At 37.7% G+C, this 22,032-nt stretch carries 28 protein-coding genes, 5 tRNA genes and 14 pseudogenes; 24 read left to right on the top strand and 23 right to left on the bottom strand.

What is annotated here, in order from left to right; translation table 11 throughout:
* Nucleotides 1–34 precede the first annotated feature (34 nt).
* From AYJ55_RS35985 to AYJ55_RS11960, 3 genes and pseudogenes are all read right to left on the bottom strand, one after another.
* Nucleotides 35–142, bottom strand: a pseudogene (locus AYJ55_RS35985) (hypothetical protein); the annotation flags it as partial.
* Nucleotides 143–208: 66 nt separating this feature from the next.
* Nucleotides 209–637, bottom strand: a pseudogene (locus AYJ55_RS11955) (integrase core domain-containing protein); the annotation flags it as partial.
* A 160-nt stretch (nucleotides 638–797) separates the two neighbouring features.
* Nucleotides 798–1,157 carry a transposase gene (locus AYJ55_RS11960; protein WP_063654074.1) on the bottom strand — a complete coding sequence of 120 codons (360 nt, stop codon included), beginning with the start codon at nucleotides 1,155–1,157 and terminating at the stop codon, nucleotides 798–800.
* Between AYJ55_RS11960 and AYJ55_RS11965 the strand changes: the two genes are divergently transcribed.
* Together AYJ55_RS11965 and AYJ55_RS11970 are read left to right on the top strand one after the other, a co-directional pair.
* Nucleotides 1,156–1,521 carry an IS630 transposase-related protein gene (locus tag AYJ55_RS11965; protein ID WP_063653415.1) on the top strand — a complete coding sequence of 122 codons (366 nt, stop codon included), beginning with the start codon at nucleotides 1,156–1,158 and terminating at the stop codon, nucleotides 1,519–1,521. The genes AYJ55_RS11960 and AYJ55_RS11965 overlap by 2 nt on opposite strands.
* A complete protein-coding gene (locus tag AYJ55_RS11970; protein ID WP_063653499.1) occupies nucleotides 1,490–1,978 on the top strand; it encodes an IS630 family transposase in 489 nt (162 codons plus the stop codon). The genes AYJ55_RS11965 and AYJ55_RS11970 overlap by 32 nt, the downstream gene beginning before the upstream one ends.
* Here the strand turns inward: AYJ55_RS11970 and AYJ55_RS35990 are convergent.
* Both AYJ55_RS35990 and AYJ55_RS11975 read right to left on the bottom strand, forming a co-directional pair.
* Nucleotides 1,909–2,214, bottom strand: a complete 306-nt coding sequence (locus AYJ55_RS35990) for a transposase (RefSeq protein WP_425393794.1) — start codon at nucleotides 2,212–2,214, stop codon at nucleotides 1,909–1,911. The two genes, AYJ55_RS11970 and AYJ55_RS35990, sit on opposite strands and share 70 nt — an antisense overlap.
* Nucleotides 2,138–2,503, bottom strand: a complete 366-nt coding sequence (locus AYJ55_RS11975; protein WP_063653415.1) for an IS630 transposase-related protein — start codon at nucleotides 2,501–2,503, stop codon at nucleotides 2,138–2,140. The genes AYJ55_RS35990 and AYJ55_RS11975 overlap by 77 nt, the downstream gene beginning before the upstream one ends.
* Nucleotides 2,504–2,545: 42 nt before the next feature.
* Between AYJ55_RS11975 and AYJ55_RS33130 the strand changes: the two are divergent.
* Nucleotides 2,546–3,608, top strand: a pseudogene (locus AYJ55_RS33130) (IS3 family transposase); the annotation flags it as partial.
* Between the two features lie 105 nt (nucleotides 3,609–3,713).
* Nucleotides 3,714–4,613: a transposase family protein gene (locus AYJ55_RS11990; protein WP_074168038.1), complete on the top strand. Its 900-nt coding sequence runs from the start codon at nucleotides 3,714–3,716 to the stop codon at nucleotides 4,611–4,613.
* A gap of 52 nt (nucleotides 4,614–4,665) precedes the next feature.
* Here the strand turns inward: AYJ55_RS11990 and AYJ55_RS11995 are convergent.
* A pseudogene (locus AYJ55_RS11995) lies at nucleotides 4,666–4,907 on the bottom strand (helix-turn-helix domain-containing protein); the annotation flags it as partial.
* A gap of 240 nt (nucleotides 4,908–5,147) precedes the next feature.
* On the opposite strand from AYJ55_RS11995, the gene AYJ55_RS12000 reads away from it, so the two are divergent.
* The 9 genes and pseudogenes from AYJ55_RS12000 to AYJ55_RS12040 form a co-directional block, all read left to right on the top strand.
* Entirely contained in the window at nucleotides 5,148–5,513 is a 366-nt protein-coding gene (locus tag AYJ55_RS12000; RefSeq protein ID WP_063653415.1) for an IS630 transposase-related protein, read from the top strand.
* Nucleotides 5,482–5,970 carry an IS630 family transposase gene (locus AYJ55_RS12005; protein ID WP_222703488.1) on the top strand — a complete coding sequence of 163 codons (489 nt, stop codon included), beginning with the start codon at nucleotides 5,482–5,484 and terminating at the stop codon, nucleotides 5,968–5,970. Before AYJ55_RS12000 ends, AYJ55_RS12005 begins: the two co-directional genes overlap by 32 nt.
* Nucleotides 5,971–6,060: 90 nt before the next feature.
* Nucleotides 6,061–6,279, top strand: a complete 219-nt coding sequence (locus tag AYJ55_RS35995) for a hypothetical protein (protein WP_425393798.1) — start codon at nucleotides 6,061–6,063, stop codon at nucleotides 6,277–6,279.
* 182 nt (nucleotides 6,280–6,461) lie between these two features.
* Nucleotides 6,462–6,737: a phage antirepressor KilAC domain-containing protein gene (locus AYJ55_RS12015; RefSeq protein ID WP_162505514.1), complete on the top strand. Its 276-nt coding sequence runs from the start codon at nucleotides 6,462–6,464 to the stop codon at nucleotides 6,735–6,737.
* A gap of 607 nt (nucleotides 6,738–7,344) precedes the next feature.
* A complete protein-coding gene (locus AYJ55_RS12020) occupies nucleotides 7,345–7,512 on the top strand; it encodes a helix-turn-helix transcriptional regulator (protein ID WP_063656610.1) in 168 nt (55 codons plus the stop codon).
* A gap of 35 nt (nucleotides 7,513–7,547) precedes the next feature.
* Nucleotides 7,548–8,118 (top strand): annotated as a pseudogene (locus AYJ55_RS36000) (transposase); the annotation flags it as partial.
* A gap of 37 nt (nucleotides 8,119–8,155) precedes the next feature.
* A complete protein-coding gene (locus AYJ55_RS12030) occupies nucleotides 8,156–8,440 on the top strand; it encodes an IS630 transposase-related protein (protein ID WP_063654386.1) in 285 nt (94 codons plus the stop codon).
* Between the two features lie 105 nt (nucleotides 8,441–8,545).
* Nucleotides 8,546–8,962 carry a transposase gene (locus tag AYJ55_RS12035; RefSeq protein ID WP_245677353.1) on the top strand — a complete coding sequence of 139 codons (417 nt, stop codon included), beginning with the start codon at nucleotides 8,546–8,548 and terminating at the stop codon, nucleotides 8,960–8,962.
* Nucleotides 8,963–9,002: 40 nt separating this feature from the next.
* Nucleotides 9,003–9,223 (top strand): annotated as a pseudogene (locus AYJ55_RS12040) (IS701 family transposase); the annotation flags it as partial.
* Between the two features lie 14 nt (nucleotides 9,224–9,237).
* On the opposite strand, the gene AYJ55_RS12045 reads toward AYJ55_RS12040, so the two are convergent.
* Together AYJ55_RS12045 and AYJ55_RS12050 are read right to left on the bottom strand one after the other, a co-directional pair.
* Complete coding sequence (locus AYJ55_RS12045) at nucleotides 9,238–9,771, bottom strand: IS630 family transposase (protein ID WP_162505291.1); 534 nt, start codon at nucleotides 9,769–9,771, stop codon at nucleotides 9,238–9,240.
* Nucleotides 9,695–10,060 carry an IS630 transposase-related protein gene (locus tag AYJ55_RS12050; protein WP_063653415.1) on the bottom strand — a complete coding sequence of 122 codons (366 nt, stop codon included), beginning with the start codon at nucleotides 10,058–10,060 and terminating at the stop codon, nucleotides 9,695–9,697. The genes AYJ55_RS12045 and AYJ55_RS12050 overlap by 77 nt, the downstream gene beginning before the upstream one ends.
* 31 nt (nucleotides 10,061–10,091) lie before the next feature.
* Between AYJ55_RS12050 and AYJ55_RS36005 the strand changes: the two are divergent.
* Nucleotides 10,092–10,205: pseudogene (locus AYJ55_RS36005) on the top strand (IS701 family transposase); the annotation flags it as partial.
* Nucleotides 10,206–10,384: 179 nt separating this feature from the next.
* A complete protein-coding gene (locus tag AYJ55_RS26000) occupies nucleotides 10,385–10,555 on the top strand; it encodes an SDR family oxidoreductase (RefSeq protein ID WP_187153248.1) in 171 nt (56 codons plus the stop codon).
* A 1-nt stretch (nucleotide 10,556) separates the two neighbouring features.
* Here the strand turns inward: AYJ55_RS26000 and AYJ55_RS12055 are convergent.
* The 4 genes from AYJ55_RS12055 to AYJ55_RS12070 form a co-directional block, all read right to left on the bottom strand.
* Nucleotides 10,557–10,632, bottom strand: a tRNA-Lys gene (locus AYJ55_RS12055).
* A 71-nt stretch (nucleotides 10,633–10,703) separates the two neighbouring features.
* A tRNA-Lys gene (locus AYJ55_RS12060) sits at nucleotides 10,704–10,779 on the bottom strand.
* Nucleotides 10,780–10,840: 61 nt separating this feature from the next.
* Nucleotides 10,841–10,916: transfer RNA gene (locus tag AYJ55_RS12065), tRNA-Val, on the bottom strand.
* A 26-nt stretch (nucleotides 10,917–10,942) separates the two neighbouring features.
* Nucleotides 10,943–11,018 (bottom strand) — tRNA-Val (locus AYJ55_RS12070).
* A gap of 456 nt (nucleotides 11,019–11,474) precedes the next feature.
* Here AYJ55_RS12070 and AYJ55_RS28875 point away from each other — a divergent pair.
* A pseudogene (locus AYJ55_RS28875) lies at nucleotides 11,475–11,657 on the top strand (hypothetical protein); the annotation flags it as partial.
* Nucleotides 11,658–11,680: 23 nt separating this feature from the next.
* Here the strand turns inward: AYJ55_RS28875 and AYJ55_RS12075 are convergent.
* Both AYJ55_RS12075 and AYJ55_RS12080 read right to left on the bottom strand, forming a co-directional pair.
* Nucleotides 11,681–12,214: an IS630 family transposase gene (locus AYJ55_RS12075; protein WP_162505291.1), complete on the bottom strand. Its 534-nt coding sequence runs from the start codon at nucleotides 12,212–12,214 to the stop codon at nucleotides 11,681–11,683.
* A complete protein-coding gene (locus tag AYJ55_RS12080) occupies nucleotides 12,138–12,503 on the bottom strand; it encodes an IS630 transposase-related protein (RefSeq protein ID WP_063656616.1) in 366 nt (121 codons plus the stop codon). Before AYJ55_RS12080 ends, AYJ55_RS12075 begins: the two co-directional genes overlap by 77 nt.
* 34 nt (nucleotides 12,504–12,537) lie before the next feature.
* Between AYJ55_RS12080 and AYJ55_RS36010 the strand changes: the two are divergent.
* The 3 genes and pseudogenes from AYJ55_RS36010 to AYJ55_RS12090 form a co-directional block, all read left to right on the top strand.
* Nucleotides 12,538–12,741 (top strand): annotated as a pseudogene (locus AYJ55_RS36010) (IS701 family transposase); the annotation flags it as partial.
* Between the two features lie 177 nt (nucleotides 12,742–12,918).
* Complete coding sequence (gene gltX, locus AYJ55_RS12085; protein WP_063656618.1) at nucleotides 12,919–14,343, top strand: glutamate--tRNA ligase; 1,425 nt, start codon at nucleotides 12,919–12,921, stop codon at nucleotides 14,341–14,343.
* A gap of 152 nt (nucleotides 14,344–14,495) precedes the next feature.
* Nucleotides 14,496–14,571, top strand: a tRNA-Ala gene (locus AYJ55_RS12090).
* Nucleotides 14,572–14,751: 180 nt separating this feature from the next.
* Here AYJ55_RS12090 and AYJ55_RS36015 read toward each other — a convergent pair.
* The 5 genes and pseudogenes from AYJ55_RS36015 to AYJ55_RS33140 form a co-directional block, all read right to left on the bottom strand.
* Entirely contained in the window at nucleotides 14,752–15,000 is a 249-nt protein-coding gene (locus AYJ55_RS36015) for a tyrosine-type recombinase/integrase (protein ID WP_222703489.1), read from the bottom strand.
* Nucleotides 14,970–15,599: pseudogene (locus AYJ55_RS12095) on the bottom strand (IS982 family transposase); the annotation flags it as partial. The gene AYJ55_RS36015 and the pseudogene AYJ55_RS12095, both read right to left, overlap by 31 nt.
* 22 nt (nucleotides 15,600–15,621) lie before the next feature.
* Nucleotides 15,622–16,155: an IS630 family transposase gene (locus AYJ55_RS12100; protein ID WP_342668168.1), complete on the bottom strand. Its 534-nt coding sequence runs from the start codon at nucleotides 16,153–16,155 to the stop codon at nucleotides 15,622–15,624.
* Nucleotides 16,079–16,444, bottom strand: coding sequence for an IS630 transposase-related protein (locus tag AYJ55_RS12105; RefSeq protein ID WP_063653415.1), 366 nt, complete (start codon nucleotides 16,442–16,444; stop codon nucleotides 16,079–16,081). The genes AYJ55_RS12100 and AYJ55_RS12105 overlap by 77 nt, the downstream gene beginning before the upstream one ends.
* 35 nt (nucleotides 16,445–16,479) lie before the next feature.
* Nucleotides 16,480–16,608, bottom strand: a pseudogene (locus AYJ55_RS33140) (IS982 family transposase); the annotation flags it as partial.
* Between the two features lie 123 nt (nucleotides 16,609–16,731).
* On the opposite strand from AYJ55_RS33140, the pseudogene AYJ55_RS12110 reads away from it, so the two are divergent.
* Nucleotides 16,732–17,773 (top strand): annotated as a pseudogene (locus AYJ55_RS12110) (IS481 family transposase).
* Nucleotides 17,774–17,961: 188 nt separating this feature from the next.
* The gene (locus AYJ55_RS36020; protein ID WP_187153249.1) at nucleotides 17,962–18,102 is read left to right on the top strand and encodes a hypothetical protein; all 141 of its coding nucleotides are present in this window, start codon (nucleotides 17,962–17,964) and stop codon (nucleotides 18,100–18,102) included.
* 14 nt (nucleotides 18,103–18,116) lie between these two features.
* Here AYJ55_RS36020 and AYJ55_RS12120 read toward each other — a convergent pair whose 3' ends face one another.
* Nucleotides 18,117–18,518: a hypothetical protein gene (locus AYJ55_RS12120; RefSeq protein ID WP_063656626.1), complete on the bottom strand. Its 402-nt coding sequence runs from the start codon at nucleotides 18,516–18,518 to the stop codon at nucleotides 18,117–18,119.
* Nucleotides 18,519–19,390: 872 nt separating this feature from the next.
* Between AYJ55_RS12120 and AYJ55_RS28890 the strand changes: the two genes are divergently transcribed.
* Both AYJ55_RS28890 and AYJ55_RS26015 read left to right on the top strand, forming a co-directional pair.
* Complete coding sequence (locus AYJ55_RS28890; RefSeq protein WP_063656628.1) at nucleotides 19,391–19,753, top strand: helix-turn-helix domain-containing protein; 363 nt, start codon at nucleotides 19,391–19,393, stop codon at nucleotides 19,751–19,753.
* Entirely contained in the window at nucleotides 19,701–20,285 is a 585-nt protein-coding gene (locus tag AYJ55_RS26015; protein ID WP_162505518.1) for a transposase family protein, read from the top strand. Before AYJ55_RS28890 ends, AYJ55_RS26015 begins: the two co-directional genes overlap by 53 nt.
* A 260-nt stretch (nucleotides 20,286–20,545) precedes the next feature.
* On the opposite strand, the gene AYJ55_RS12135 is transcribed toward AYJ55_RS26015, so the two are convergent.
* Both AYJ55_RS12135 and AYJ55_RS12140 read right to left on the bottom strand, forming a co-directional pair.
* Nucleotides 20,546–21,079 carry an IS630 family transposase gene (locus tag AYJ55_RS12135; RefSeq protein WP_162505291.1) on the bottom strand — a complete coding sequence of 178 codons (534 nt, stop codon included), beginning with the start codon at nucleotides 21,077–21,079 and terminating at the stop codon, nucleotides 20,546–20,548.
* The gene (locus tag AYJ55_RS12140; RefSeq protein ID WP_063653415.1) at nucleotides 21,003–21,368 is read right to left on the bottom strand and encodes an IS630 transposase-related protein; all 366 of its coding nucleotides are present in this window, start codon (nucleotides 21,366–21,368) and stop codon (nucleotides 21,003–21,005) included. Before AYJ55_RS12140 ends, AYJ55_RS12135 begins: the two co-directional genes overlap by 77 nt.
* An 84-nt stretch (nucleotides 21,369–21,452) precedes the next feature.
* On the opposite strand from AYJ55_RS12140, the pseudogene AYJ55_RS12145 reads away from it, so the two are divergent.
* A pseudogene (locus tag AYJ55_RS12145) lies at nucleotides 21,453–21,731 on the top strand (helix-turn-helix domain-containing protein); the annotation flags it as partial.
* A gap of 7 nt (nucleotides 21,732–21,738) precedes the next feature.
* Here AYJ55_RS12145 and AYJ55_RS26020 read toward each other — a convergent pair.
* Nucleotides 21,739–21,996 (bottom strand): annotated as a pseudogene (locus AYJ55_RS26020) (integrase core domain-containing protein); the annotation flags it as partial.
* Nucleotides 21,997–22,032: the final 36 nt, after the last annotated feature.

Below are 22,032 nucleotides of genomic sequence, written 5' to 3' on the forward strand. Positions count from 1 at the left end.
ATAGGATTGCAACAGTATCAACCGCTTTTGTACCTTAAGTCACGATATCCTTTATAGGATTGACTTCGCCGATAATTTCGATTAGAAAGTCCGCTTTTCCATTTCCATCATAATCAAGCATTAGGCTGGTTAAATTTTCTAATTGATTATATGTGGTAGCTCAGACTTGATCTGGCAGTTACCTGTTATTTATACAGTACCTGTCAGGTTAAATTTGATTTAAATCTTTCTCTCTCCAAAGTTGTTTTCCATCGTGTAAAGTTGCCATAGGAGTTCGACTGCAACACATTTTTCCTTGATGAGTGCGTTGGTTATTATATTCCGCTAACCATTTATCTAAATCAGCTTGTAATTCATCTAAAGCCCTATAGATTTTCTTACGAAAAGCTACCTGATAGAACTCTTGTAATACAGTTTTATGAAAGCGTTCACAAATCCCATTAGTTTGAGGTGAACGAGCTTTAGTTTTTGTATGATCAATATCATTGATAGCGAGATAAAGTTGATAATCGTGATGTTCAACTTTACCACAATACTCACTGCCTCTGTCCGTCAGTATACGTAACACCGGTAACCCGTGCTGGGAATAAAAAGGGAGAACCTTATCATTTAATAAATCTGCCGCCGTTATTGTAGTGGCATACTAAATTTGGCCACCTAAGTTGAGGTGATATGCTTACCTCATAATTTTTATAGGTGCCGAAATGAGTAAAATAATTACTGCTGAATTTAAATGTGAAACCGCCAAATTAGTCCTTGACCAAAATTACACCTATAGCTAGGCGACTTAATTTTGATTACAGCATATGTATTAAAAACAGGTCATCGATAGTGCATCCTGTTTCCATCTTTTTACGTTTAGCTTGAGACCATTTATGTTCTATAGGATTTAAATCTGGTGAATACACAGGCAAATATTCTATCTGGTGTCCTGCGTTTATAATTGCCTGTTCAATATTCTTACCTTTGTGAAAGCTAGCGTTGTCCATAAAAATAACAGAATTTTCAGGAAGTTCTGGGAGCAATATTTTTGTGATCCAAACATAAAAAACATCACGATTAATATTGCAATCAAATAATCCGATAGCAAAAAGGGTTGTTCCCAATAAAGCGCCAATATAGCTAGGCGACTTAATTTTGATTACAAGGTGTGTTATGAGTTATACAATTGATTTTCGACGTAAAGTAATATCTGTAAGGAAAGCCGAAGGTTTAACAATTCGAGAAACTGCGAAACAATTCCGTATTGGAAAAGCGTCTTTAGTACGTTGGCTTAAACGACCAGAGCCAAAAAATTCAACGCCACGTAAGAGGAAGCTCGATAAAAATGCTTTAGCAAAAGATGTGGAACAGTATCCAGATGCTTACCAAAAGGAACGGGCAGAGCGATTCGGTGTTTGTAAAAAGACTATTTGGCAATCCCTTAAAAAGCTGGGATTAACCTATAAAAAAAACTCTATTCCATCCAAAAACCAACGAAAGCGACAGGCTGGCACATCAGCAAAAAAGACAACAGTATGAAAAAAAAGATAAATCTGTTGTTTTTATTGATGAAAGTGGTTTTTCACATGACACTCCACGAACTCACGGCTATTCCCCAAAAGGTCACCGTTGTTTTGGCCTGAAAAACTGGGGTGCTAAGGGAAGAACAAATGTTATTGGCGCTTTATTGGGAACAACCCTTTTTGCTATCGGATTATTTGATTGCAATATTAACCGTGATGTTTTTTATGTTTGGATCACAAAAATATTGCTCCCAGAACTTCCTGAAAATTCTGTTATTTTTATGGACAACGCTAGCTTTCACAAAGGTAAGAATATTGAACAGGCAATTATAAACGCAGGACACCAGATAGAATATTTGCCTGTGTATTCACCAGATTTAAATCCTATAGAACATAAATGGTCTCAAGCTAAACGTAAAAAGATGGAAACAGGATGCACTATCGATGACCTGTTTTTAATACATATGCTGTAATCAAAATTAAGTCGCCTAGCTATAACATTTGTTCTTCCCTTAGCACCCCAGTTTTTCAGGCCAAAACAACGGTGACCTTTTGGGGAATAGCCGTGAGTTCGTGGAGTGTCATGTGAAAAACCACTTTCATCAATAAAAACAACAGATTTATCTTTTTTTTCATACTGTTGTCTTTTTTGCTGATGTGCCAGCCTGTCGCTTTCGTTGGTTTTTGGATGGAATAGAGTTTTTTTTATAGGTTAATCCCAGCTTTTTAAGGGATTGCCAAATAGTCTTTTTACAAACACCGAATCGCTCTGCCCGTTCCTTTTGGTAAGCATCTGGATACTGTTCCACATCTTTTGCTAAAGCATTTTTATCGAGCTTCCTCTTACGTGGCGTTGAATTTTTTGGCTCTGGTCGTTTAAGCCAACGTACTAAAGACGCTTTTCCAATACGGAATTGTTTCGCAGTTTCTCGAATTGTTAAACCTTCGGCTTTCCTTACAGATATTACTTTACGTCGAAAATCAATTGTATAACTCATAACACACCTTGTAATCAAAATTAAGTCGCCTAGCTATACCAGGAAGCCGCGAAAGGCATGAACGTCAGTCTTTCAGCGATTAGCCGGTGGGTAAGAGCCCTTCGTTTAGAACGTCAAGGGAAAACATCGCCTGGTCTGCCATTAACACCTGAACAAATTGAGTTCAGAGAAATGAAGAAAAAAATCCACCGGCTGGAAATGGAGAATGACATCTTAAAAAAGGCTACTGCGCTCTTAATGTCCGACTCACTGAAAAATTTTCGGTAGTTGAAAAGCTAAGAGTGCTTTATCCGGTGAAAACTTTGTGTCGTATTTTTAATGTTCACCGAAGCAGTTATCGCTATTGGTGTCGGCCTAAGGAGCCAAATATTGAGCGGACGATAAAACGTAGCCTAGTCAGCGAAGCGTGGAACGTTAGTGGCGGCTCTGCTGGCGCAAGGACTATCGCCACGATGGTTACCAATACACACAACGTGAAACTTGGGCGGTGGTTAGCGGGTAAGTTGATGAAAGAATTAATCATCGTCAGTTGCCAAGAGCGAAAACATAAATACAACCGCGGTGGAAATGAACGTATTGATATTCCAAATCTGCTCAATAGGCAGTTCGCTGTTACAAAGCCTGACCAGGTTTGGTGCGGCGATGTAACCTATATTTGGACAGGCTCACGATGGGCCTATCTGGCTGTGGTATTGGATTTGTTTGCCCGAAAACCGGTGGGCTGGGCAATGTCATTTGCACCAGACTCAGAATTAACCGCCAAAGCACTACAAATGGCTTGGGAACTACGTGGGCATCCCAAACAGGTTATACCAGTCGTCAGTATAGGCAGGCATTGTGGCGTTATCAGATGACCCAAAGTATCAGTCGCAGAGAGAATTGTTGGGATAATAGTCCGATGGAACGATTCTTCCGTAGTCTGAAGACCGAATGGGTGCCAACGACTGGCTACCAAAGCTTTAGTACTGCTCAGTCAGCCATTATTCGCTACATAACCCACTACTATAGCGATATAAGACCTCACTGGTATAACGGTGGATTAACGCCAAACGAATCAGAGCGACTGTTCCGTGAACAGTCAGGTAGGGTGGCCAATTTTAGTTGACCGTGTGCAGGGTATTCAATAAAATAGTTGCTGAATAGAGACTTGCATTTTTTGTCACGCTATAGACAATAAAAAGAGGTTTAACTTAGAAAATAACGGTTTGAAATGATCAACAAAGAGCGGTTGTTACGAGATAATCGTTTATGTAAAGCAATCATTGGATTATCAGTCGAAGAATTGAAAAATTTAGCCGCTGAATTTTCAGCTTGTTATTTGATTTATCGGAAAAAGAATCGAAAAGATCACGAGCGGCAAATGGGTGCAGGGCAGAAAGAATTTATCCCAACCCCATTAGATAAACTGCTTTTTATTTTATTGTATTTAAAATGTTATCCGACCTATGATTTGCAAGGACTTCTTTTTGGTTTAGATAGAACACGGGTATGTCGCTGGGTAAAAATATTATTGCCGGTTTTAGAGATGACCTTGGGGCGAGAATGTGTTTTGCCCGCTCGTCAAATTCGCTCTGCTGAGGAATTTTTTCGCGCCTTTCCTGGAGTTAAAGACGTCTTTATTGATGGGACAGAGCGACCTGTCCAAAAGCCTAAGAATCTGCGTCGGCGAAAAAAAATGTATTCGGGAAAGAAAAGACAGACCACTCGAAAAGGGCTTATTATGACTGACGAAACGAGGAAAATTGGATTTATCCCCATGATCAAAAATGGGCGCCGTCACGATAAACGCTTACTCGATAAAGTCGATATAATTCGCCATATTCCCCCTGAGGTAACCATCTGGGCCGATACCGGTTTTCAAGGTATAGATAAACAGCATCCTAATACACAAATCCCAAAAAAAGGAACTCGAAAAAGACCTTTATCGCCTGAACAAAAACAAGAAAATAAAATAATCTCGGGCATCCGTATTACGGTTGAACACGCCATCGCGGGTATCAAGCGCCTCGGTTGTATGACCCAAATTTTACGGAATCGTAGACCCTTTATTGATGATACCTTTTTACTCCTTAGTGCCGGTCTTTGGAATTTCCATCTCAGAACAGCCTAAAATTTACTTCAATCACCGAAATACCCTTATTTCACTATTAAGCAACACGCTTAATGGCATACTCAACTATAGCGCTTTCAATCTGTTCATCTACTCTATTTTTTACGTTAGGCACCTGTCGATTTTGATTAATTAAAGCGTCTATCCCACCATCGTTAACAAATTCCTGGTAGCGATAAAACGTATCTCGGGATACCCTCATAATCTTACAGGCTTTTGAGACGTTATTAAGCTCTTCAGCGAAGTTAAGTAACCCGACTTTATGTTTGTGATAGGATTATTTGTTTGATACATAGAATTACCTTTTATTTAATTATCTAATGATGTTAATTAAAACCGGTAACGCTCTTTTTTAAATCAGAATTGTCAGATTAAGTTAAGACTAATATAAATGAACATAAATACTCATTCATCAATTAACTTTGAGGAATTATTATATGCAAAATTTAATCAACATCGAAACAAAAAATATCAATGGCGAATTAATCCAAACGGTTATAGCTAGGCGACTTAATTTTGATCACAAGGTGTGTTATGAGTTATACAATTGATTTTCGACGTAAAGTAATATCTGTAAGGAAAGCCGAAGGTTTAACAATTCGAGAAACTGCGAAACAATTCCGTATTGGAAAAGCGTCTTTAGTACGTTGGCTTAAACGACCAGAGCCAAAAAATTCAACGCCACGTAAGAGGAAGCTCGATAAAAATGCTTTAGCAAAAGATGTGGAACAGTATCCAGATGCTTACCAAAAGGAACGGGCAGAGCGATTCGGTGTTTGTAAAAAGACTATTTGGCAATCCCTTAAAAAGCTGGGATTAACCTATAAAAAAAACTCTATTCCATCCAAAAACCAACGAAAGCGACAGGCTGGCACATCAGCAAAAAAGACAACAGTATGAAAAAAAAGATAAATCTGTTGTTTTTATTGATGAAAGTGGTTTTTCACATGACACTCCACGAACTCACGGCTATTCCCCAAAAGGTCACCGTTGTTTTGGCCTGAAAAACTGGGGTGCTAAGGGAAGAACAAATGTTATTGGCGCTTTATTGGGAACAACCCTTTTTGCTATCGGATTATTTGATTGCAATATTAATCGTGATGTTTTTTATGTTTGGATCACAAAAATATTGCTCCCAGAACTTCCTGAAAATTCTGTTATTTTTATGGACAACGCTAGCTTTCACAAAGGTAAGAATATTGAACAGGCAATTATAAACGCAGGACACCAGATAGAATATTTGCCTGTGTATTCACCAGATTTAAATCCTATAGAACATAAATGGTCTCAAGCTAAACGTAAAAAGATGGAAACAGGATGCACTATCGATGACCTGTTTTTAATACATATGTCGTAATCAAAATTAAGTCGCCTAGCTATACTAAAATCTCGTCAACGAGTGCTTAAAGAGTATGCAATTTCTATCAATATGGCGAAAGAGTTATCAATGGTTGAGCGCAATGAAAAAGGGAAACAGGCCAGACAGTATTTTATTGAATGTGAAAGAAAAGCATTAGAAGCTGTCAGTCCGGTTGAGATACTAAATGACCCATCAGCGATGAGAGGATTGTTGCTTAATTACACAGAAAAAGTTATTGCACTTAAACACACAGTCGATGATATGAAACCGCAAGTCGAAGCACTAACACGAGTTTCGCACCAATAAAAAAACGCTCTATTTTTAAGTTTAATTCAGCATAATATATAAATAGACAAAATCTTATAAATTAAAAGCAACTTATTGTAATTTAAACAAATTTATACGTTTTAGTAACTTGCAAATTAACCATTGCTTTTAAGCCATTTCTGGAATTTTATATGCCTGTGCGAAACTCGTGACTAAAACGAATCAGCTATTCAGAAGGCTCGCTTTGTATTACTGATGCGGCAAAATCACTCCAAATGAAACCCAAAGCACTTTTTTCATGGTTACAAGGACATGATTGGATTTATCGGCGTGTTGGTGGAAAAAGTTGGGTTGGCTATCAGGATAAAATCAAGCAGGATTTAATCGAGCGTAAAGCGACTGTCGTTGCCAGAAATGACGGTTCGGAAAAGTTAACTGAACAGGTAAGAATTACGCCAAAAGGACTTGGAAAATTATCCGTTCTTATTAGTGAATAATACCAAGCAAAAAAAAAAGACCAGCGCAAGACTGGCCAACACCAGGTAAAATGTTGCTGTTAACAAACACACAACGTTAACAATACTACCATAAATAACCTTATGAAAATTAATGTTTTGATCAACATTTACATTCATGTAATCAATAATCGGAGTAATCCTATGAATAACATCCACGAATACCGAACAACGTTACATCATGTAAAAGTTGGTATAGCGGTGTCCACTAACAAATAGACATTTACTTAAGGGTCTGCCCCATAACATTTTCTAATATTAGCGCCATCCATTAAAAATAATTTTGACTATTTGTTAATGGGTAGCGCTATATATTTAACAGGAGATGAAGTGAAGTATGACCTGATACTCGCAGACCCACCCTGGCAATACCAAAACAAAGTATCAAACGGTGCAGCAAATAAATCCTAATACTCTTCCCCGCAAATCATATGCCCTGACCTAACAAAGAACGAAGATAACCATTCGTGGCTTTGCTATTGATTTTTGTGGGGCAATGAAGCGCCTGAAAATAGTGTGAGTTTTTGAATGAGGATAGATAAAATGGAATAGATTACAACCAGATTCATGGGTTGATATTAAATTTATTATGCAGGACACAGGGTTCGGTAAAACGTTTATTTATGATAGAATTAAAGAAGGTTTACTTCCCAAAGCTAAGTTAATCCATGGTCGAGCTCGTTGGTTATATTCAGATCATCTTGCCTTTAAAAATAAACTATTCACGAGTTTCGCAATCTCCAAAAAAGAAGTATAAAGTTCAAAACAAGTAAAAATTAGGATGTTTATATTTTGTCAGTTTATCCATGCATTAAAAATATCTATAAAACATTCTTACAAGTAAGCAGTGTAAGATGCTCTGGTTTGGCGTTATCAGAAGTAAGCCCATCGCCTTTATCTCATGACACTATTAGTCGATGGCTAAAAAGCAGGTGTTTTCGACCTAAAGACCTGTGGAGATTAGTTGAAACATCTATACAAAAAAAGCCCTTGTGTACTAATAGCTGACGATACACTAATTGCCAAAACACGTAGTAAAAAAATAGAGATGGTCCATTATCAATATTCAGGTAATGAACATGATGCTATTGCTGGCATAGGTTTAGTTAATTTACTTTGGCATAATCTAACAACTGTTGAATCAATTCCTACTGATTATCGTATTTATGATAAAGATTCTGATGGAAAAACAAAAAACACGCACTTTTCCGAAATGCTCGCTCTTGCTAAAAAAAGAGGGATCATACCAGAAGCGGTAGTGATAGATGCCTGGTATTCTAGCCTGGATAATCTGAAATCAATTCGCTCTCACGGTTGGGTTTGGGTAACTACGCTGAGAAAAAATCGGATTGTTAACCGTAATATAGCTAGGCGACTTAATTTTGATTACAAGGTGTGTTATGAGTTATACAATTGATTTTCGACGTAAAGTAATATCTGTAAGGAAAGCCGAAGGTTTAACAATTCGAGAAACTGCGAAACAATTCCGTATTGGAAAAGCGTCTTTAGTACGTTGGCTTAAACGACCAGAGCCAAAAAATTCAACGCCACGTAAGAGGAAGCTCGATAAAAATGCTTTAGCAAAAGATGTGGAACAGTATCCAGATGCTTACCAAAAGGAACGGGCAGAGCGATTCGGTGTTTGTAAAAAGACTATTGGCAATCCCTTAAAAAGCTGGGATTAACCTATAAAAAAAACTCTATTCCATCCAAAAACCAACGAAAGCGACAGGCTGGCACATCAGCAAAAAAGACAACAGTATGAAAAAAAAGATAAATCTGTTGTTTTTATTGATGAAAGTGGTTTTTCACATGACACTCCACGAACTCACGGCTATTCCCCAAAAGGTCACCGTTGTTTTGGCCTGAAAAACTGGGGTGCTAAGGGAAGAACAAATGTTATTGGCGCTTTATTGGGAACAACCCTGTTTGCTATCGGATTATTTGATTGCAATATTAATCGTGATGTTTTTTATGTTTGGATCACAAAAATATTGCTCCCAGAACTTCCTGAAAATGCTGTTATTTTTATGGACAACGCTAGCTTTCACAAAGGTAAGAATATTGAACAGGCAATTATAAACGCAGGACACCAGATAGAATATTTGCCTGTGTATTCACCAGATTTAAATCCTATGAACATAAATGGTCTCAAGCTAAACGTAAAAAGATGGAAACAGGATGCACTATCGATGACCTGTTTTTAATACATATGCTGTAATCAAAATTAAGTCGCCTAGCTATATACAATTGAACAAGTTAGACATCTCAGAAGAAGGAACCTTAATACACTTACGAGGCTACGGTTGGGTGACTGTTTTCAAATTTACAGCCAAAAACGGCCGTATTGATTACATAGTAACAAACAAAAACAATCCCACCCGTCAATACGTCAAATCTATCATGGATGCCCGTTGGTCCGTTGAAGTTTATCATCGAGAAGTTAAAAAAATTGTGGTATAGCTAGGCGACTTAATTTTGATTACAGCATATGTATTAAAAACAGGTCATCGATAGTGCATCCTGTTTCCATCTTTTTACGTTTAGCTTGAGACCATTTATGTTCTATAGGATTTAAATCTGGTGAATACACAGGCAAATATTCTATCTGGTGTCCTGCGTTTATAATTGCCTGTTCAATATTCTTACCTTTGTGAAAGCTAGCGTTGTCCATAAAAATAACAGAATTTTCAGGAAGTTCTGGGAGCAATATTTTTGTGATCCAAACATAAAAAACATCACGATTAATATTGCAATCAAATAATCCGATAGCAAACAGGGTTGTTCCCAATAAAGCGCCAATAACATTTGTTCTTCCCTTAGCACCCCAGTTTTTCAGGCCAAAACAACGGTGACCTTTTGGGGAATAGCCGTGAGTTCGTGGAGTGTCATGTGAAAAACCACTTTCATCAATAAAAACAACAGATTTATCTTTTTTTTCATACTGTTGTCTTTTTTGCTGATGTGCCAGCCTGTCGCTTTCGTTGGTTTTTGGATGGAATAGAGTTTTTTTTATAGGTTAATCCCAGCTTTTTAAGGGATTGCCAAATAGTCTTTTTACAAACACCGAATCGCTCTGCCCGTTCCTTTTGGTAAGCATCTGGATACTGTTCCACATCTTTTGCTAAAGCATTTTTATCGAGCTTCCTCTTACGTGGCGTTGAATTTTTTGGCTCTGGTCGTTTAAGCCAACGTACTAAAGACGCTTTTCCAATACGGAATTGTTTCGCAGTTTCTCGAATTGTTAAACCTTCGGCTTTCCTTACAGATATTACTTTACGTCGAAAATCAATTGTATAACTCATAACACACCTTGTAATCAAAATTAAGTCGCCTAGTTATATTGAACGCTGTCAGGCTCGCACTAGCCGAGCGCAAAGAAATCATATTTTTCTCGCTATTTCTGCGTGGTTTGAACAACATAAACGTCGTATATCTGAAAAAATAACCCCACGAGTTTCGCACAGGCATATAAAATTCCAGAAATGGCTTAAAAGCAATGGTTAATTTGCAAGTTACTAAAACGTATAAATTTGTTTAAATTACAATAACTTGCTTTTAATTTATAAGATTTTGTCTATTTATATATTATGCTGAATTAAACTGAAAAATAGAGCGTTTTTTTATTGGTGCGAAACTCGTGTAAGGCAAACTTAGGGCTTGATGAAAAAACATGGGATTATTTATCGCAAACTGTTGACCATATTTTTCATGCTGGTGCTTTAGTTAATCATGTATTGCCATATCAACATTTGTTTGAAACAAATGTGTTACTTTGGAAAGCAAGAAAATATTTTTAGATGGTGGGTCGTACAGGATTTGAACCTGTGACCAATTGATTAAAAGTCAACTGCTCTACCGACTGAGCTAACGACCCATCTGAATAAACTGGATTATGTTTAGTTAGTAGCAAATAGGATAAACAAAAACTTTATCTAACACTATTAATGGTGGGTCGTACAGGATTCGAACCTGTGACCAATTGATTAAAAGTCAACTGCTCTACCGACTGAGCTAACGACCCTATTAATAGCAAAACACAGCATAAATAATTTAAACAAATAATGCTTTATTTTTTGGATAAATGGTGGGCGATACCAGATTCGAACTGATGACCCCCTCCTTGTAAGGGAGATGCTCTACCATCTGAGCTAATCGCCCAATCATAACTAAATCATCACAACAATTGGTGGGCGATACCAGATTCGAACTGATGACCTCCTCCTTGTAAGGGAGATGCTCTACCAACTGAGCTAATCGCCCGTCGTGATGGAGGTGCATTATAGGGATAGTTTTGCATGAGTCAACGGTTTTTCTAAGGAAAATATCCGTTCGTTGCAAAATTAAGCAAGATGCACCAAATATTATCGACGCTAAATAATATTTATTTAAACTTAATTTAGTCTAGCTCCTATCAGTCACGAGTTTCGCAATCTCCAAAAAAGAAGTATAAATTTAAAAACAAGAAAAAATTAGGGTGTTCATATTTTGTCAGTTTATCCATGCATTAAAAATATTTATAAAACATTCTTACAAGTAAGCAGTGTAAGATACTCTAAGCCTGTTGCTAAATAAGGGCATTAATTAGAATTTATCAAAAAATTAAAAGTTGACTATAAAATAATCACACTTAAAATTGAAAATAATCCATTTTAGATTAAAAAATAAACCCCTCTCGTGTTTTTGAGGTGTATGTGAGTCGTTTTTGTTTAAAGCAGCGTGAGTTCACTATTTGGCAACAGGCTTTCTGGTTTGGCGTTATCAGAAGTAAGCCCATCGCATTTATCTCATGACACTATTAGTCGATGGCTAAAAAGTAGATGTTTTCGACCTAAAGACCTATGGCGATTAGTTCAACCTTCTATAGACAAAAAAAGCCCTTGCGTACTAATTGCCGATGATATAGCTAGGCGACTTAATTTTGATTACAGCATATGTATTAAAAACAGGTCATCGATAGTGCATCCTGTTTCCATCTTTTTACGTTTAGCTTGAGACCATTTATGTTCTATAGGATTTAAATCTGGTGAATACACAGGCAAATATTCTATCTGGTGTCCTGCGTTTATAATTGCCTGTTCAATATTCTTACCTTTGTGAAAGCTAGCGTTGTCCATAAAAATAACAGAATTTTCAGGAAGTTCTGGGAGCAATATTTTTGTGATCCAAACATAAAAAACATCACGATTAATATTGCAATCAAATAATCCGATAGCAAAAAGGGTTGTTCCCAATAAAGCGCCAATAACATTTGTTCTTCCCTTAGCACCCCAGTTTTTCAGGCCAAAACAACGGTGACCTTTTGGGGAATAGCCGTGAGTTCGTGGAGTGTCATGTGAAAAACCACTTTCATCAATAAAAACAACAGATTTATCTTTTTTTTCATACTGTTGCCTTTTTTGCTGATGTGCCAGCCTGTCGCTTTCGTTGGTTTTTGGATGGAATAGAGTTTTTTTTATAGGTTAATCCCAGCTTTTTAAGGGATTGCCAAATAGTCTTTTTACAAACACCGAATCGCTCTGCCCGTTCCTTTTGGTAAGCATCTGGATACTGTTCCACATCTTTTGCTAAAGCATTTTTATCGAGCTTCCTCTTACGTGGCGTTGAATTTTTTGGCTCTGGTCGTTTAAGCCAACGTACTAAAGACGCTTTTCCAATACGGAATTGTTTCGCAGTTTCTCGAATTGTTAAACCTTCGGCTTTCCTTATAGATATTACTTTACGTCGAAAATCAATTGTATAACTCATAACACACCTTGTAATCAAAATTAAGTCGCCTAGCTATAAACAAAATTGTGGTATTGAACGCTGTCAGGCTCGCACTAGCCGAGCGCAAAGAAATCATATTTTTCTCGCTATTTCTGCGTGGTTTGAACAACATAAACGTCGTATATCTGAAAAAATAACCCTTTATCAACAAAATTGGGACGTAATCAAAAATGCTATTACTGAGCACATCCGTGTTTTATTAGCGTACGCAAATTAGTTTTGTGCAAAACTCGTGTCAGTATAAGTTAAGCAGTTTTACCATTAAATTAGCAAAATAAAGTATCATTATCACGCTAACAGCATTGAGCAATTAAGTTGCAGTGATAAAATAACCAACTGTAAATTTATCACTAGACTAGATTCGATATAAAAAAAGATCATTAAGGCAATCCTAATGAATAAAATAAAAACCCGTTTTGCACCAAGTCCAACAGGTTATCTTCACGTCGGCGGCGCTCGTACTGCACTCTATTCATGGCTTTATAGTCGACATAATAACGGAAAGTTTGTCTTACGTATTGAAGACACCGATCTTGAGCGTTCAACACAAGAAGCCATTGACGCCATAATGGATGGAATGAACTGGTTAAGTTTAAATTGGGATGAAGGTCCTTACTATCAAACTAAACGCTTCGATCGTTATCATGCCGTTATCGATCAAATGCTTAGCGCAGGGACAGCTTATCGCTGTTACTGTTCTAAAATACGGTTAGACAATTTACGTGAAGAACAGATGGTTAGAGGCGAAAAACCACGTTACGATGGCTATTGCCGCTCGCATGCTCATAACCATACACCGAATGAACCTCACGTAGTGCGCTTTCGCAACCCCCAGCAAGGATCTGTTATTTTTGAAGACCAAATCCGTGGCCCAATTGAATTTAGTAATCTTGAGCTAGATGATCTCATTATACGCCGCACCGATGGCTCTCCTACCTATAATTTCTGTGTTGTTATTGATGACTGGGATATGAAAATCACCCATGTGATTCGCGGTGAAGATCATATTAATAATACCCCACGGCAAATTAACATATTAACCGCTCTCGGTGCGCCAATACCTGTATATGCGCATGTTTCAATGATCTTGGGTGATGATGGTAAAAAATTATCTAAGCGTCATGGCGCAGTTTGTGTCATGCAATACCGTGATGACGGTTATCTACCAGAAGCCTTATTAAACTATTTGGTTCGTCTCGGGTGGTCCCATGGTGATCAAGAAATTTTTAACCGCGAGGAAATGATCAGTTATTTTTCCTTAGATGCAATTAATAAATCCGCCAGTGCCTTTAATACTGACAAATTATTATGGCTTAATCATCATTATATCAATTCATTACCGGCAGAATATGTTGCTACTCACTTAGCATGGCACATTGAACAGCAAGGTATTGATACCCAAATTGGGCCAAGCTTAGCAGATTTAGTTAAGCTTCTCGGTGAACGTTGTAAGACCTTAAAAGAAATAGCCGGTTCATGTCGTTATTTCTATCAGGATTTTGCTACATTCGACGGAGACGCCGCTAAAAAACATTTACGCCCAATAGCGCGCTTACCATTAAAAACCGTACGGGCAAAATTGGCGGCTATTAGCAACTGGACATGTGAAAATGTTCATCATGCAATCGAAGCAACGGCTACAGAACTGGAAATTGGGATGGGTAAAGTGGGTATGCCTCTGCGGGTCGCTGTGACAGGAACAGGCCAATCACCGAGTGTTGATGCCACTGTACATGCTATTGGCCAAAATCGTTCATTAAAACGCATTGATAACGCTTTGGTTTATATTAATGAGCGTGAAAATAGGGTTAGCAAATAAAATTAGCTTAGTATAAAGGCACATTTCACTGTGCCTTTTTTCTTCACACTAGGCTTTATGTGCATTTTTTCAACGGTTAAACACTATTTTCCTATTAATCGATTGACAGTCTTATTCAGCTTGCATATTATGCGCCCAACCGACTTGGTGTAGGGGCTATAGCTCAGCTGGGAGAGCGCTTGCATGGCATGCAAGAGGTCAGCGGTTCGATCCCGCTTAGCTCCACCAAATTTTTAATGTTATTTAATAAGATAAGAGGCCAAAAGTAGGCCTCTTAATTCTTATTCTGTGTCAAATCTGTGCCACTAGTGACGATGCGTTCAGCGTGTTGCTGCAAAATTGTGTTGAAAGGTGTGCATATTTACGTACGGTGTCTGCCTTGCTCCAGCTTCCCAGCTCTTGTAAAACTTATAGTGGGGTTCCTGCCATTATGTGGCGAGTTGCCCATGTGTGACGCAGGTCATGAAAATGAAAATCTCCCAGCCCAGCTCGATAAACTGCTTTTCGCCATCCTTTAGCACCTGCGTTTTTTATTCTATTCCCTTGATAAGTAAAAACATACTCTCTGTAATGTCCTTGCTGTTCCCGTATTATTGTTAACCTGAGTTCGGGATAAGCATTATCAATTATGCTTGAAGATATGTTCCTGCCACCGATATCTTTGGTTTAGATGGAATTAAACAATATGCAACCAGTCCTGCTAATAAATTCACTACAAAATTAGCAGGAGAGCGGTGCCGCGTATGCGCTATCTGACAAAGATTTTTTAACTCATCAAATACCGTTTCAATGACAGAACGATGACGCAAGATGGCTTTGTCGAAACAAGTCTGTTCAACAGGCTTTATTTTCTTCTTGATATTCGTTATAAGGTTAATTCCCATTGTTTTCAGTTGCTGTTTCAGTGAAGCCGATAAATACCCTTTATCCGCATACAAACAACCAGAAAGATCTTTTATCAGCTCAGGTAATGGTTTCCGATCATCTGTGTTTCCTGGTGTAAGTCGAAAACTAAGTATTTCCCCCAAATGATTGATAATTACATGAAGTTTGAAACCAAAGAACCAACCTGTTGAGGTTTTTCCTCGTTCAGCTATCCCATCGAAGACTTTATGACGGCGGATCCGTAAGTTATCACACACAGCTATCGGAGTAGAATCGGCAACCGACAGACCCGTGCACTTTCCCTTAATTGACTCAAACAGTACCGTTAAAGCTAAGGCACTGCGCGGAAGTAACTCTACGCAGCGTGAATATAGCTAGGCGACTTAATTTTGATTACAGCATATGTATTAAAAACAGGTCATCGATAGTGCATCCTGTTTCCATCTTTTTACGTTTAGCTTGAGACCATTTATGTTCTATAGGATTTAAATCTGGTGAATACACAGGCAAATATTCTATCTGGTGTCCTGCGTTTATAATTGCCTGTTCAATATTCTTACCTTTGTGAAAGCTAGCGTTGTCCATAAAAATAACAGAATTTTCAGGAAGTTCTGGGAGCAATATTTTTGTGATCCAAACATAAAAAACATCACGATTAATATTGCAATCAAATAATCCGATAGCAAAAAGGGTTGTTCCCAATAAAGCGCCAATAACATTTGTTCTTCCCTTAGCACCCCAGTTTTTCAGGCCAAAACAACGGTGACCTTTTGGGGAATAGCCGTGAGTTCGTGGAGTGTCATGTGAAAAACCACTTTCATCAATAAAAACAACAGATTTATTTTTTTTTTCATACTGTTGTCTTTTTTGCTGATGTGCCAGCCTGTCGCTTTCGTTGGTTTTTGGATGGAATAGAGTTTTTTTTATAGGTTAATCCCAGCTTTTTAAGGGATTGCCAAATAGTCTTTTTACAAACACCGAATCGCTCTGCCCGTTCCTTTTGGTAAGCATCTGGATACTGTTCCACATCTTTTGCTAAAGCATTTTTATCGAGCTTCCTCTTACGTGGCGTTGAATTTTTTGGCTCTGGTCGTTTAAGCCAACGTACTAAAGACGCTTTTCCAATACGGAATTGTTTCGCAGTTTCTCGAATTGTTAAACCTTCGGCTTTCCTTACAGATATTACTTTACGTCGAAAATCAATTGTATAACTCATAACACACCTTGTAATCAAAATTAAGTCGCCTAGCTATATGATGGCAAGTTAGGAAATTCCTTCCTGAGATATAAACGGACATGATAGAGATAAAATACCTTGAATTGTCTGAATCGGAGTTGATGAAACAAAACAACCAGTGTCATCATTTCAGCCAATGAAAGCTGAGTAGACCGTCTACGACGCTTACTTACATTAGTCTTAACTTAATCTGACAATTCTGATTTAAAAAAGAGCGTTACCGGTTTTAATTAACATCATTAGATAATTAAATAAAAGGTAATTCTATGTATCAAACAAATAATCCTATCATCAAACGTAAAGTCGGGTTACTTAACCTCGCTGAAGAGCTTAATAACGTCTCAAAAGCCTGTAAGATTATGGGGGTATCCCGAGATACGTTTTATCGCCACCAAGAACTTGTTAACGATGGTGGGATAGACGCTTTAATTAACCAAAATCGACGGGTGCCTAACGTAAAAAATAGAGTAGATGAACAGATTGAAAGCGCTGTAGTTGAGTATGCGATTGAATACCCTGCACACGGTCAACACCGCAGTAGTAATGAGCTAAGAAAAAAAGGCATTTTTGTTTCGGGGAGTGGCGTTCGTTCTATTTGGCTGCGCCATAATCTCGAAAATTTTACAAAACGCCTAAAAGCGCTTGAAGATAAAATCGCAACAGAAGGAATTATCCTGTCAGAATCACAAATCAGTGCTCTAGAAAAGAAAGCGCAAGATGATGAAGCCTGTGGTGAGATTGAAACAGCGCATCCAGGTTCTCTGGGTTCACAAGATACTTTTTATGTCGGTCATTTAAAAGGCGTTGGTCGTGTTTATCAACAAACTTACATTGATACTTACAGTAAAGTCGTTCATTGTAAGCTTTACACAACAAAAAGCGCGATAACGGCGGCAGATTTATTAAATGACAAGGTTCTGCCTTTTTAATTCTCAGCATGGGTTACCGGTGTTACGTATACTGACGGACAGAGGCAGTGAGTATTGTGGTAAAGTTGAACATCACGATTATCAACTTTATCTCGCTATCAATGATATTGATCATACAAAAACTAAAGCTCGTTCACCTCAAACTAATGAGATTTGTGAACGCTTTCATAAAACTGTATTACAAGAGTTCTATCAGGTAGCTTTTCGTAAGAAAAGCTATAGTGCTTTAGATGAATTACAAGCTGATTTAGATAAATGGTTAGCGGAATATAATAACCAACGCACTCATCAAGGAAAAATGTGTTGCGGTCGAACTCCTACGGCAACTTTACACGATGGAAAACAACTTTGGAGAGAGAAAGATTTAAATCAAATTTAACCTGACAGGTACTGTATAAATAACCGGTAACTGTCAGATCAAGGCTGAGCTACTACAGACTATGACGCCATTACCACGACTTACAAAAAAGGTGGAAAGTGGAGGTTTTTCATAAATCATTGAAGTCGAATGCTAATCTGGCCAAGTCCCCCACCAGAACAGTGCGAACTCAAAGCAATCACATATTCATGGCTATCTGCGCAGCCTTTAAGCTTGAAGGTTTGCGCATTAAAAACAAGCTCAATCCCTTTGTGTCGCAAGCTACTCATCAATGCATCGCGCTCTGCTTAGCTTATGCTGAACTTCAGAAATTTCGGGCTACTGCGTAACATCAGTAAGTAAATTATATTTCTATCTTATATCCAGTAAATTCAAGATAAGCTGGTCTGTGTTCAGCTTCAGGATAAGCAACAATAAAACCAATATCTCCGAAGCGTTGTTCATCATGAAGAACAGTAATTTTTCCACTTACAGTTTTTGGCTCTTCATTATCAACCACAAACTCACTGCCAAATACACCACCTACATTTACACGCCCTTTTGCATTCTTTAGTGTTACAATTATTTCTTTTTCAGTGGAAGCATCTTCGATATTTACACCAAACACAGAACTATATGGACCGTTTGAAGTAATAATTAATTTATTACCAGTAAACCGATGAAGCATCCTTTCAGATGGATTAATTATCCCATAATATTTAAGATCGTGTTTATCATCAAAATCAAAATCAACTAATACTGCCATTTTGAGCCCCTAATATTTTATTTAATATTTCACGGATATTACACAATGCAACTTGTTTATTATCTAAGCTGCAATTCTTAAAATCTATTTTATTCACGTACTCAAATTATTCGATTGTGAACGGTTGATACGAAATCCGATCATTTTCTCATTGCCTCAATCTGCCTCAGCGCGGCTTTATCCTGATTGCACATCTCCAGTATCATGTGAATTTATGGTAGTGTCAATGCCAACTGAATTCTGATCCACTTTGCTAAAGTAAAACTGATCCACCTCCTTCAATTTACTCGCTGATTTCCGCTTTCAATTTTTTATGCAGCTGACGGAGTATCGTTTGGCGCCGACGTTCAGTAAGGGAATGTTTGGCGAAAGGGAAATTAAAGTACGTTAAGCAAGAAAGCGTGAGGTTAAGCTGTACCCTGCAAAAAGCGAGGCTAGTAAGTTAGGAGTTTTTTGTATAACTACAACAGGATAGTTAAAATTATTGATCATTAAAGTCAAACAAAAACTAAGCATATTTGTTAACTTTAACTGAAAAGTTTGAGTTTTTCATGACATTTGACAGCATTTTGTAGACAAGATATAAACTGGCATTCAACATATCATAAATTTCTCTTCTACATGTTATGCGTGATGGTTTTTTCCACCCACGAGTTTCGAACAAGCATATAAAATTCCAAAAATGGCTTAAAAGCAATGGTTAATTTGCAAGTTACTAAAACGTATAAATTTGTTTAAATTACAATAAGTTGCTTTTAATTTATAAGATTTTGTCTATTTATATATTAAAATAGTTGCTGAATAGAGAGTTGCATTTTTTGTCACGCTATAGACAATAAAAAGAGGTTTAACTTAGAAAATAACGGTTTGAAATGATCAACAAAGAGCGGTTGTTACGAGATAATCGTTTATGTAAAGCAATCATTGGATTATCAGTCGAAGAATTGAAAAATTTAGCCGCTGAATTTTCAGCTTGTTATTTGATTTATCGGAAAAAGAATCGAAAAGATCACGAGCGGCAGATGGGTGCAGGGCAGAAAGGATTTATCCCAACCCCATTAGATAAACTGCTTTTTATTTTATTGTATTTAAAATGTTATCCGACCTATGATTTGCAAGGACTTCTTTTTGGTTTAGATAGAACACGGGTATGTCGCTGGGTAAAAATATTATTGCCGGTTGATGACCTTGGGGCGAGAATGTGTTTTGCCCGCTCGTCAAATTCGCTCTGCTGAGGAATTTTTTCGCGCCTTTCCTGGAGTTAAAGACGTCTTTATTGATGGGACAGAGCGACCTGTCCAAAAGCCTAAGAATCTGCGTCGGCGAAAAAAAATGTATTCGGGAAAGAAAAGACAGACCACTCGAAAAGGGCTTATTATGACTGACGAAACGAGGAAAATTGGATTTATCCCCATGATCAAAAATGGGCGCCGTCACGATAAACGCTTACTCGATAAAGTCGATATAATTCGCCATATTCCCCCTGAGGCAACCATCTGGGCCGATACCGGTTTTCAAGGTATAGATAAACAGCATCCTAATACACAAATCCCAAAAAAAGGAACTCGAAAAAGACCTTTATCGCCTGAACAAAAACAAGAAAATAAAATAATCTCGGGCATCCGTATTACGGTTGAACACGCCATCGCGGGTATCAAGCGCCTCGGTTGTATGACCCAAATTTTACGGAATCGTAGACCCTTTATTGATGATACCTTTTTACTCCTTAGTGCCGGTCTTTGGAATTTCCATCTCAGAACAGCCTAAAATTTACTTCAATCACCGAAATACCCTTATTTCACTATTAAGCAACACGCTTATTATGCTGAATTAAACTTAAAAATAGAGCGTTTTTTTATTGGTGCGAAACTCGTGCCACCTTCCCCCTGCCCTTGTAATCATTCTTTTCGGTTTAGCTGTTTTGTGATAATAAGTAGCAATACTAGGCTTTAATTTGTATTACTCTTAACTTAATCTGATAATTCTGATTTAAAAAAGAGCGTTATAGCTAGGCGACTTAATTTTGATTACAGCATATGTATTAAAAACAGGTCATCGATAGTGCATCCTGTTTCCATCTTTTTACGTTTAGCTTGAGACCATTTATGTTCTATAGGATTTAAATCTGGTGAATACACAGGCAAATATTCTATCTGGTGTCCTGCGTTTATAATTGCCTGTTCAATATTCTTACCTTTGTGAAAGCTAGCGTTGTCCATAAAAATAACAGAATTTTCAGGAAGTTCTGGGAGCAATATTTTTGTGATCCAAACATAAAAAACATCACGATTAATATTGCAATCAAATAATCCGATAGCAAAAAGGGTTGTTCCCAATAAAGCGCCAATAACATTTGTTCTTCCCTTAGCACCCCAGTTTTTCAGGCCAAAACAACGGTGACCTTTTGGGGAATAGCCGTGAGTTCGTGGAGTGTCATGTGAAAAACCACTTTCATCAATAAAAACAACAGATTTATCTTTTTTTTCATACTGTTGTCTTTTTTGCTGATGTGCCAGCCTGTCGCTTTCGTTGGTTTTTGGATGGAATAGAGTTTTTTTTATAGGTTAATCCCAGCTTTTTAAGGGATTGCCAAATAGTCTTTTTACAAACACCGAATCGCTCTGCCCGTTCCTTTTGGTAAGCATCTGGATACTGTTCCACATCTTTTGCTAAAGCATTTTTATCGAGCTTCCTCTTACGTGGCGTTGAATTTTTTGGCTCTGGTCGTTTAAGCCAACGTACTAAAGACGCTTTTCCAATACGGAATTGTTTCGCAGTTTCTCGAATTGTTAAACCTTCGGCTTTCCTTACAGATATTACTTTACGTCGAAAATCAATTGTATAACTCATAACACACCTTGTAATCAAAATTAAGTCGCCTAGCTATACCGGTTTTAATTAACATCATTAGATAATTAAATAAAAGGTAATTCTATGTATCAAACAAATAATCCTATCATCAAACATAAAGTCGGGTTACTTAACCTCGCTGAAGAGCTTAATAACATCTCAAAAGCCTGTAAGATTATGGGGGTATCCCGAGATACGTTTTATCGCTACCAGGAACTTGTTAACGATGGTGGGATAGACGCTTTAATTAATCAAAATCGACGGGTGCCTAACGTAAAAAATAGAGTAGATGAACAGATTGAAAGCGCTGTAGTTGAGTATGCGATTGAATACCCTGCACACGGTCAACACCGCAGTAGTAATGTAGTGGTCAACTAAAATTGGCCACCCTACCTGACTGTTCACGGAACAGTCGCTCTGATTCGTTTGGCGTTAATCCACCGTTATACCAGTGAGGTCTTATATCGCTATAGTAGTGGTTTATGTAGCGAATAATGGCTGACTGAGCAGTACTAAAGCTTTGGTAGCCAGTCGTTGGCACCCATTCGGTCTTCAGACTACGGAAGAATCGTTCCATCGGACTATTATCCCAACAATTCCCTCTGCGGCTGATACTTTGGGTCATCTGATAACAAGCCTGTTGCTCAATAGCAAAATTAATTAT

The organism is Candidatus Arsenophonus triatominarum (assembly GCF_001640365.1).
Classification (GTDB): domain Bacteria; phylum Pseudomonadota; class Gammaproteobacteria; order Enterobacterales; family Enterobacteriaceae; genus Arsenophonus; species Arsenophonus triatominarum.